The 9708-nt window shown below is 41.1% G+C and carries 5 protein-coding genes; all 5 read left to right on the top strand.

Features of this window, described 5'->3' with window-relative positions; genetic code table 11:
* Positions 1-19: 19 nt before the first annotated feature.
* Positions 20-1507 (top strand): trypsin-like peptidase domain-containing protein, encoded by a 1488-nt coding sequence (locus MB14_RS08220; protein ID WP_062591094.1) that lies wholly within the window; start codon positions 20-22, stop codon positions 1505-1507.
* Positions 1508-1650: 143 nt separating this feature from the next.
* Positions 1651-3201 carry an L-piperidine-6-carboxylate dehydrogenase gene (gene amaB, locus MB14_RS08225; protein ID WP_062591095.1) on the top strand — a complete coding sequence of 517 codons (1551 nt, stop codon included), beginning with the start codon at positions 1651-1653 and terminating at the stop codon, positions 3199-3201.
* Positions 3202-3555: 354 nt separating this feature from the next.
* Positions 3556-4644 (top strand): type 1 periplasmic-binding domain-containing protein, encoded by a 1089-nt coding sequence (locus tag MB14_RS08230; protein WP_062591096.1) that lies wholly within the window; start codon positions 3556-3558, stop codon positions 4642-4644.
* A gap of 48 nt (positions 4645-4692) precedes the next feature.
* Positions 4693-5316 carry a phage tail protein gene (locus tag MB14_RS08235; protein ID WP_172796105.1) on the top strand — a complete coding sequence of 208 codons (624 nt, stop codon included), beginning with the start codon at positions 4693-4695 and terminating at the stop codon, positions 5314-5316.
* Between the two features lie 123 nt (positions 5317-5439).
* Positions 5440-9708 (top strand): beta strand repeat-containing protein (locus tag MB14_RS08240; protein ID WP_172796106.1); only part of this gene is annotated, 4269 nt, incomplete at its 3' end.

The raw sequence follows: 9708 nt of genomic DNA on the forward strand, positions 1-9708 counted from the left end.
ATCTTAAAGTCATGTTTTTATGAGTAAGAGACAGTTTATTTTAGGCATGTTGGCTTCCTCATTGCTAGGTGGCCTAGTTGTTTTAGTGGGGCTTAGTTTTTTTGGAGGTAGCGAAAGCGTTAATGGCTCTTTTTCATTGAACCGTTCTAATTCAGTAGCAACTAGTTTTGGAACGATCAGTGATGAGCCTCACGATTATTCAGTGCCAGCTGGTGTTAATTTTATTGAAGCTTCTAGAAAAATTGTTCCTGCTGTAGTTCATATTACCAATAGAGAAGAGATAAAAGGTACTTCTAGTCGTTGGAGAAGGTTGCTGCGAAATGGAGTGAAATTTAGAGAGTCTACCGGCTCGGGTGTATTAATCTCTGAAGATGGTTACATCACTACCAACTATCATGTGGTAGAAGGGGCAGATGAACTGGAGGTAAGGTTAGATGACAATAGGAGGCTTAAGGCAGAGATAATAGGAGCTGACCCGGATACTGATTTGGCATTAATCAAAATAAAAGCCAAAGGAATGCCTTATATAGACTTTGGTAATTCAGATCAAGTAGAAGTGGGAGAATGGGTTTTAGCAGTAGGTAATCCTTTCGATTTAAATAATACAGTAACCGCAGGAATAGTAAGTGCCAAGGCCAGAAACATTAACTTGATTACTGGAAACACAGATAATCAATATGGGATTGAATCCTTTTTACAAACCGATGCAGTAGTAAATCGCGGTAATAGCGGAGGTGCTCTAGTGAATCTTCAAGGTGAACTTATTGGTATTAATACCGCTATTGCCACAAATACAGGCACTTTTAGCGGTTACTCTTTTGCGGTTCCGTCCATTCTGGTTAAAAAAGTGATGGATGATTTGCTTGAGTTTGGAGAAGTAAAAAGAGGGCTTTTGGGGGTTACCATTCGCGATGCAGACGGTGTGGGTACGGTAGAGTTATCGGGTGTTCGAATTATGGGTGTTTCTCCTGGTGGTGCTGCAGATGAGGCTGGTTTGAAAGAAGAAGATGTGATTACTGGCGTGGATGGAAAGGAAGTGAAAACTACCAGTCAGCTACAGGAGTTAATCGCTCGGAAACGACCAGGAGATGCGGTTTCAATTAGCTACAAACGTAAAGGTGATGATAGAGAAACTTCTCTTAAACTTCAGAATAGAGAATCTTTAGCGGTTATAGATCTTCCCGAGCCTGGGCTTATTTTCGAAAAAGAAGATGGTGTGTCGGAAAATACAGTGACATACGAGATAGCCGGGGCTGTATTTAAGGACTTATCTGGTCAGTTGAAAAAAAGCCTTAATTTAGAGAGTGGCGTGCATTTGTCACAATTGGGCGAAGGAGCCTGGAAGGCAAGTGGTGTGAAAGAAGGGTTTGTGGTCACTAAAGTAGGTGATGATGATATAACCAGCTTAGAGCAGTTTCAGAAAATTATTGACACCAAAACTAAAGATTTCTTTGTGATGGGGAAATACCCTAACGGAGAAAAGGAATATTACAGAATTACTTGGTAAGAGGAATGTTTACCAGTTGTTAATAAGCCAAATCTTTATGGGTTTGGCTTTTTTTATTTCATTCTGAATTTGTCAAGGGCTTTTTTGCAGTCCTTTGAAAATTCCCGTAACTATGAATTCTATTAATTGACAGATAAAATATTATGAATATTCAAACTGAATTTGGTCTTACAGAGGCCCTAAAAAACCTAGGTGTAGCAGCTGAAAACAACGGAACCTCAACAGGTTTGCAGTCACATGGTGGAGAAAACTATATAGAGTCTTATTCTCCTGTAGATGGTGCGCTCATAGGAAAGGTAAGTGTGACAACACAAGCTCAGTATGATAAGGTAATCGTAACGGCTCAGGCTGCTTTTAAAGAGTGGAGAAGTACTCCAGCGCCTTTAAGAGGGGAGATTGTTCGTCAATTCGGTCAAAAATTAAGAGAGCGCAAAGCGGACTTGGGTAAGTTGGTTTCCTATGAAATGGGTAAGTCATACCAAGAGGGTTTGGGCGAAGTACAGGAAATGATCGACATCTGTGATTTCGCAGTGGGTCTTTCTCGTCAATTGCACGGCCTAACGATTAAGTCTGAACGTCCGCTGCACCATATGCAAGAGCAGTATCATCCACTAGGTATTGTGGGTATAATTTCAGCCTTCAATTTTCCTGTGGCAGTTTGGGCTTGGAATACCGCCCTGGCTTGGGTTTGTGGCGATGTATGTGTTTGGAAGCCTTCGGAAAAAACACCTTTAACAGGGGTGGCTTGTCAAAGTATAATTGCTGAAGTATTAAAAGAAAACAACTTACCAGAAGGCATCAGTTGCTTGATTAACGGTGACTATAATGTAGGTTCTTGGATGACAAATGATGAGCGAGTGCCATTGATTTCGGCTACAGGATCTACCCGAATGGGTAAAATCGTTGGGCAAACTGTGGCGGCTCGTTTAGGAAAATCCATCCTTGAGTTGGGAGGTAACAATGCGATTATCGTAACACCAGATGCCGATATTAAAATGACAGTGATTGGTGCCGTATTTGGTGCTGTAGGAACTGCTGGCCAAAGGTGTACTTCAACCCGTAGGTTGATTGTTCACGAAGATATATATGATAAGGTAAGAGATGCCGTGGTAGGTGCTTATGGACAGTTAAGAATTGGAAATCCACTGGACGAGAAAAACCATGTTGGGCCTGTTATCGACAAAGATTCGGTAAATAATTATAATAAAGCCATTGAAGCAGCAAAAGCTGAAGGGGGTAACGTTTTGGTTGAAGGCGGTGTGCTTTCTGGCAAAGGTTACGAAAGCGGCTGCTACGTAAAGCCATGTATTATAGAGGCAAAAAACGATTTTAAGATCGTTCAAACCGAAACTTTTGCGCCAATCTTGTACATCATTAAATACAAAGGCGATGTGCATGATGCCATTGCGATTCAGAACGGAGTGGCACAAGGTTTATCTTCAGCCATTATGACCAATAGTATGCGAGATGCCCATCAATTCCTTTCAGCAGTAGGTTCCGATTGCGGAATAGCAAACGTAAACATTGGTACTTCTGGTGCTGAGATTGGCGGTGCGTTTGGCGGTGAAAAAGAAACTGGCGGAGGGCGAGAGTCTGGCTCGGATGCCTGGAAAGCTTATATGCGTAGACAAACCAATACCTTGAATTACTCTACTGAATTGCCGTTGGCGCAGGGTATCAAGTTTGACCTTTAAATGATCTGTTGAATTTATCTTGAACTGAAAAACCAATACTTAGAGTGAAAGAGGGCGACCATAGGGTCGCCCTCTTTTTGTTACCAGTTATTTTTTTATTCAGATGTAAACCACTGATTATTGGTGAGTAAATAGCTAATAATCAGTGGTTTTGTATTTATGTTTCTGTTTTAATAGATAAAAATATTATATCACAGTATTGGTAAATGATATTTTAATTACGTATTTATACATCTTAAACTCATTATTTTATATAATGTTAAACATTGTTCCTGAATTTGATTCTTTTATCCAGTGAATTAGTTTGTGTGTTTAGCATTTTTGTGTATTTGAAATGTAATTGTTCGAAAGGCTATGCAGGAAATCAGTGTTGGCGTTTTAATTCCAGTGTCTACCATTTACCCTATTGGTAAGAATTTCCAAAGGGGATTAAAAATGGGATTTAAGACAATGGGGGGAGAAGCGGATATACAGTTGTTTCCAGAGTTTATAGGTCAATGCTCTGTAAAGAACATGGAAGATGCTATAGATAAGCTAAAGAGTTTTCATGATGTAGACTTTATTACTGGATGGGCTTCAAATATGGTTCTGACCATGGTGGGAGAAAAGTTGAAAGGAAATGTTCCATGTTTAATAAATAATCTAGGCGGACATTTACCCAACCCGACACGAATTCCAGAAAATATTAAGATTAACTCCACAAACCTCTGGCAACAGACTTGGTCAATCGGACATTGGGCCGTCAATAAGTTTGGTAAAAAAGGAATGATGATAGGTAGTCTTTATGATATGGGTTATGCATTTCCGCAAATGCTAGATTTGGGAATGTCGGCTGCTAACTCGAATAGAGAATACTCATTTGCGGTGTGTCCAATGCCAGAACATGGGCAATTATCAGAGGTAAATAGGGTGCTTGATGAAGTGGAGAAAGTAGCGCCAGATTTTCTTTTCGCAGCCTTTTGTGGTGCGGAATCAAAAGTCTTTTTAGATGCCTTTATCAAAAGGGGGCTTCAAACTAAAATTCCATTATTGGGCAGTCCTTATCTCTTAGGTGAGTTCAGTGACGAAGCAGATTTACCAATAAAGTGGTATTCAACTTTACAGTCTTATACAGAACTTTCCGATGAGGATTTAAAAAAAGAATGGACAATCTCACAAGGTATATTTCAGCAATTAGGAATAGAAACAGCTGAATGTGTTTTGAAAGAGTTTGGGCTCAAAAATGAACTGAATCTATTGAGGGGTAATCATGATATGACGGTTGGAAATGCTGGGGAAAGTTCAAGAATCTTTATTACCGAAAATTTATTTAAGGGTAACGAGGCCGGTTTGGAGCGCAGGATTTTACAAGAAGAAGAAACCATAGATTTTAAAAATAATGAATTTCTAAAAGTAGCTAATGAAAGTAGCTCCAACTGGTTAAACCCTTATTTGGGTATATAGAGAATTACAGTTTATATCATTTTTTAAACCTTTTAAATTTAATTAATTATGGATCCATTTCTAGGAGAGATAGTAATGTTTGCGGGCAATTTTGCGCCCAGAGGATGGGCGTTTTGCGATGGTCAATTGATGGCCATTAGTCAAAATACGGCTCTTTTTTCAATTTTAGGCACTACCTATGGTGGTGATGGTAGAACTACGTTTGCCTTACCAGATCTTAGGGGAAGAGCAGCAATTCATCCAGGAACTGGCCCTGGTTTAAGTAATTACAGGCTTGGACAAAGAGGAGGGGTAGAAACAGTAACTCTTAATCAGCTCCAAATACCATCGCATTCTCATATTGCAATTCCAAGCACTTCTGGAGGGACAGCCAATATAAATGCAACAGCAGTATTACACGCTGATTCAACAGGGGCAACAAACGACCCAACGGATAAATTTCCAGCTAACGTGCCAAATGCTGGGCCTAGTCAGGTGAAAGCTTATGGAAGTAACGCTGATATTACAATGAACGCTGGTGCTGTTACTGTTACAGGTACTGTGGATTTAGGTACTATTCCAGCTCCGACCATTGGAAATACTGGGGGTAATCAATGGCATACCAATATTCAGCCTTTTGAATGTGTAAACTTTATCATTGCCATGGTAGGAACCTTTCCTTCAAGGAACTGATGGCTTTAATTATTTTGAATCTACTCAACATGAATTAAATGTTGAGTAGATTTTTAAAAAGTTTATCAGCTACTTTTGCCCCCTTAATACCTAATTAGAGAATTAATTTTAAGTCTGTTACCTATGAAAAAAATCTACTATTTTTCATTTAAACTATTATTCTGCCTAAGTGTTCTGGTTTTTTTCTCTAAAACTAGCCATGGCCAAACCATAGATTTTAATGCCGAAGCATTTGTGGAGAATGCCGATTTTGGTTCAGCCACCTATACCAGCGGAAACATTAGGATTATTTATTCTTCTGGCAACTGGTTTGAAGATGCTGATAGTGGAGAAGGTGGGGGTAAAGCTTTGTCAGCTTTGTCCTTTAATGCTGGAGAAACGGTAACATTAGAAACTATAGATGGATCTGAGTTTGATTTTCAATCGTTTTTTTATGATGGTTTTGCATCAGCGTTTATCAACAAGCTAGAAGGTTTTAAGGATAACATCTCTTCGGGGACTAAAACAAGTGGTTTCGTAGATGGCACAAATACTTTAACGGGAACAACTTTTGACGATGTGGACAAGGTGGTATTTACTTCGAACGATGGTTTTTTTAGTATTTTTGACACTTTTGTTTTAGGTCCAGCAGCAGCAGCCAACACTGCCCCAACCATAGGCGGCACTTCAGCCGGCCAAGCCGTAAATGACAATGCAACCATTTCTCCTTTCTCTGCAATCACAGTGGCTGATGCTGATGGAGATAATCTAACGGCAACAATTACTTTAGATAACAATGTCAAAGGAGTGATTACAGGGGCGTCTTCAGGTTCTGGCCCTTATACAATTACTAGCCGTACACCTGCGGCTATGCAAACGGCTCTAAGGGCTTTGGTATTTAACCCAACAGACAACAGAGCGGCAGTTTCGGAAACAACCACTTTTACGGTTGTGGTAAATGATGGTACGGTCGATGCTACCAATAATACGACTACGGTTATTTCAAGTGCGGTAGCACCAGTAATTTCTCAGGTAACTCCTGTAACAACCCCAACGAACGATAATACTCCAAATTATACGTTTACAACTAACGAAACAGGAACGTTCTCTTTAGGAGGTAGCTGTGGAACAAGTACGTCAACAACGATATCTGGTACTGGTAACCAAACAATTACATTAACACAAACAAATAATTCATCAGCGTTGGCAGATGGTACTTACAGCAACTGTACAGTTACTGTAACAGACGCAGGGGGAAAAGCTTCATCTCCGCTGTCAATTACTAGTTTTACAGTAGATACCCAAGCTCCTGCTACACCTGGTGCTCCAAACCTTACTACCAGTTGGGATACAGGTACATCTAGTACGGACGACATAACTTCCAATACCCAACCGAGGTTTAGTGGTTCAACAGAGGCCAATGCCTCTATAAAGATAGTTTCATCAATTAATGGTCAGGTTGGAACTTCAACAGCCAATGGTGCTGGTAACTGGCTTCAAACAATCAGTGGAACCCTTTCTGAAGGAACCCATAACATAACTTTCACAGCAACCGATGCCGCAGGCAACGAAAGTGCTGCATCGGCTGCCTTGTCAATTGTAGTTGACACTTCAAACCCAACTTTAAGCTCAAGCAGTCCTGCTGATAACGCAACCGGGGTAAATACAACTGGAAATATTACCCTTACATTTAATGAAAATATAGCCTTTGGAACAGGGAATATAGAAGTGATTGACGAGACGAATGGTTCGAATTCTTTCACAATAGATGCAGCTTCTCCAGGTACACAAGCCTCTATTAGTGGTGCCGTACTGACCATTAATCCAAGTAGCAATTTAGATTTGTCGTCCAATTACTCTGTCAGAATTGCTGCTACTGCTATAGATGATATCGCAGGAAACAGTTACGCAGGAATCACAAACGGTACAGCGTTGAATTTCGGAACAAATAACGCCCCAACGGTAACCGTAAATACTGGCCTAACCTTAAACGAAGGGGCCACAGAACTTATTGATTCAGGGAAGTTAAACGCCAGCGATACAGAGGGAGGAACACTTACTTTTACGATTACAACGGCCACTACCAAAGGCATCCTGTTTATAGATACCAACCCAAGCAATACTTTTAATGCAGGCGATACGGAACTTGTATTGAATGCCACTTTCACTAAAAACGATCTTGACAGTGATAGAATCAGGTATGTCAGTACAACCGACAATGATATTTCAGATAGTTTTGTCTTCAAAGTGGCTGATCCAGATGGTGGAGAGTTAACGAATCAGACCTTTAATATTACGATTACCCCAGTGAATGATGCCCCAACAGCAACTGGCGTTCCTACAGATATTACTGTGATAGAAGATGCAGCGAGCAACTTTGATCTTTCGGCAGTTACACTAGTTGATGTAGATGGTGACGCCCTTACCGCAACATTAGCGGCTTCGACAGGTACTTTTACAGCAACCTCGGGTGGAGGAGTAACCATCGGTGGTTCAGGTACTGGTACAATTACTTTATCAGGTACAGCTGCCAATATCAATACATATTTTGATACCCCGGCCAATATTAAATACACTGGAGCTTCAAACGTGAGTGGAGACGATGCCGCAACTTTTACCATAAATGCGAATGATGCCACGGTTAATCCTCAAGTAGGTAGCGGAAATATAGATATCACCGCAGTTAATGATGCGCCTACCTTTACGATTGGCGCAAACCAAACAGTGGCTCAAAATGCCGGTGCGCAATCAATAAACAGCTTTATCACAATATTTGACGATGGTGATGCAGAGGCAACCCAAACTGTCCAGTTTAATATCACCAACAATACTAACGCTACTTTATTTACATCTGGCCCAGCCATTAGCGCAACAGGTGTTCTGACCTTTACGCCAGATGCAACGAAATTTGGCAAAGCAACCATTTCAGTAACCATCTCAGATAATGGAGGTACTGCCAATAGTGGTGTAAATACTTCACCAGCACAAACCTTCGATATTTTTGTTACTCCTACGAATATTAAGATTAATGAAGTGCATGCTGGTGCAGGCGCGGATGCTGAATTTATTGAAGTGTATAATACTGAAGCTAATGCCACTAGTCTATCAGGTTTAGTAATGGTTTGGTTTAACGGTGGTGATGATTTAGCATATAAAGATTTTGATCTTACAGGGTCAACAAATGCCAACGGGTTTTATGTGATAGGCGAAACAGCTTTTGGAAGTAAAGACCAAGATTGGGGTGCTTCACCCGACCTCCAAAATGGCCCAGATGCAGTAGCACTGTATGTTGGAAGTCAGAACGACTTCACCGGAGCTTCGGCACCAACTTTAGACGGTTTAGTGGATGTAATAGTGTATGGGAGCTCTGATGATGCAACTCTTAGAGCCGCTTTAGGAAATCCTGCTTTACAAGTAGCAGGTGATGCGAGTAATTCTATATCTCGTAGTGCTGACGGAACTGGAGGTTTTGTAGCTCAAACTCCATCTCCACAAGTCACCAATGATGTTACCTCCCCAACCGTAACAAGCGTTTCTGTTCCCCCTAACGCAACATACATTGCCGGCCAGAATTTAGATTTTACGGTTAATTTTTCTGAGAACGTAACTGCAGTAACAACAGGCGGAACCCCCCAATTGGCAGTAACAATAGGTTCTACCACCCGTTGGGCAACATATCATAGTGGTTCAGGAACAAGTGGCTTACTCTTTAGATATGTTGTACAGTCAGGAGAAGCAGATACCGATGGTATTTCTGTAGGAACCCTTGCCGCTAACGGAGGCACTTTGAAAGATGCCGCAACCAACGATGCTAATCTTGCCCTAAACTCAGTAGGAGCAACTACGGCTGTTTTAGTAGATTCGTCTGTACCAACAATAACGAGCGTTTCCGTTCCTCCTAACGCAACATATATTGCCGGCCAGAATTTAGATTTCACAGTTAATTTCTCTGAAAATGTAACTGCAGTAACAACAGGCGGAACCCCCCAATTGGCGATAACGGTAGGTTCCACAACTCGTCAGGCAGTGTATCAGAGCGGTTCAGGAACAAGTGCCTTACTGTTTAGATATGTTGTACAGTCAGGAGAAACAGATACTGATGGTATTTCTTTAGGAACACTTGCCACTAATGGAGGTACTTTGAAAGATGCCGCAACCAACGATGCTAATCTTACCCTAAACTCAGTAGGAGCCACTACGGCTGTTTTAGTAGATGCGGTAGCCCCAACAGTAACAAGTGTAAGTGTACCAGCAAATGCTACTTATGTAGCGGGTCAGAATTTAGATTTCACAGTTAATTTTTCTGAGAACGTAACTGTAGTAACAACAGGTGGAACTCCCCAATTGGCGATAACGGTCGGTTCAACAACTCGTCAGGCAGTGTACCAGAGCGGTTCAGGAACAAGTGCCTTA

Source organism: Roseivirga ehrenbergii (assembly GCF_001593005.1).
Classification (GTDB): Bacteria; Bacteroidota; Bacteroidia; order Cytophagales; family Cyclobacteriaceae; genus Roseivirga; species Roseivirga ehrenbergii.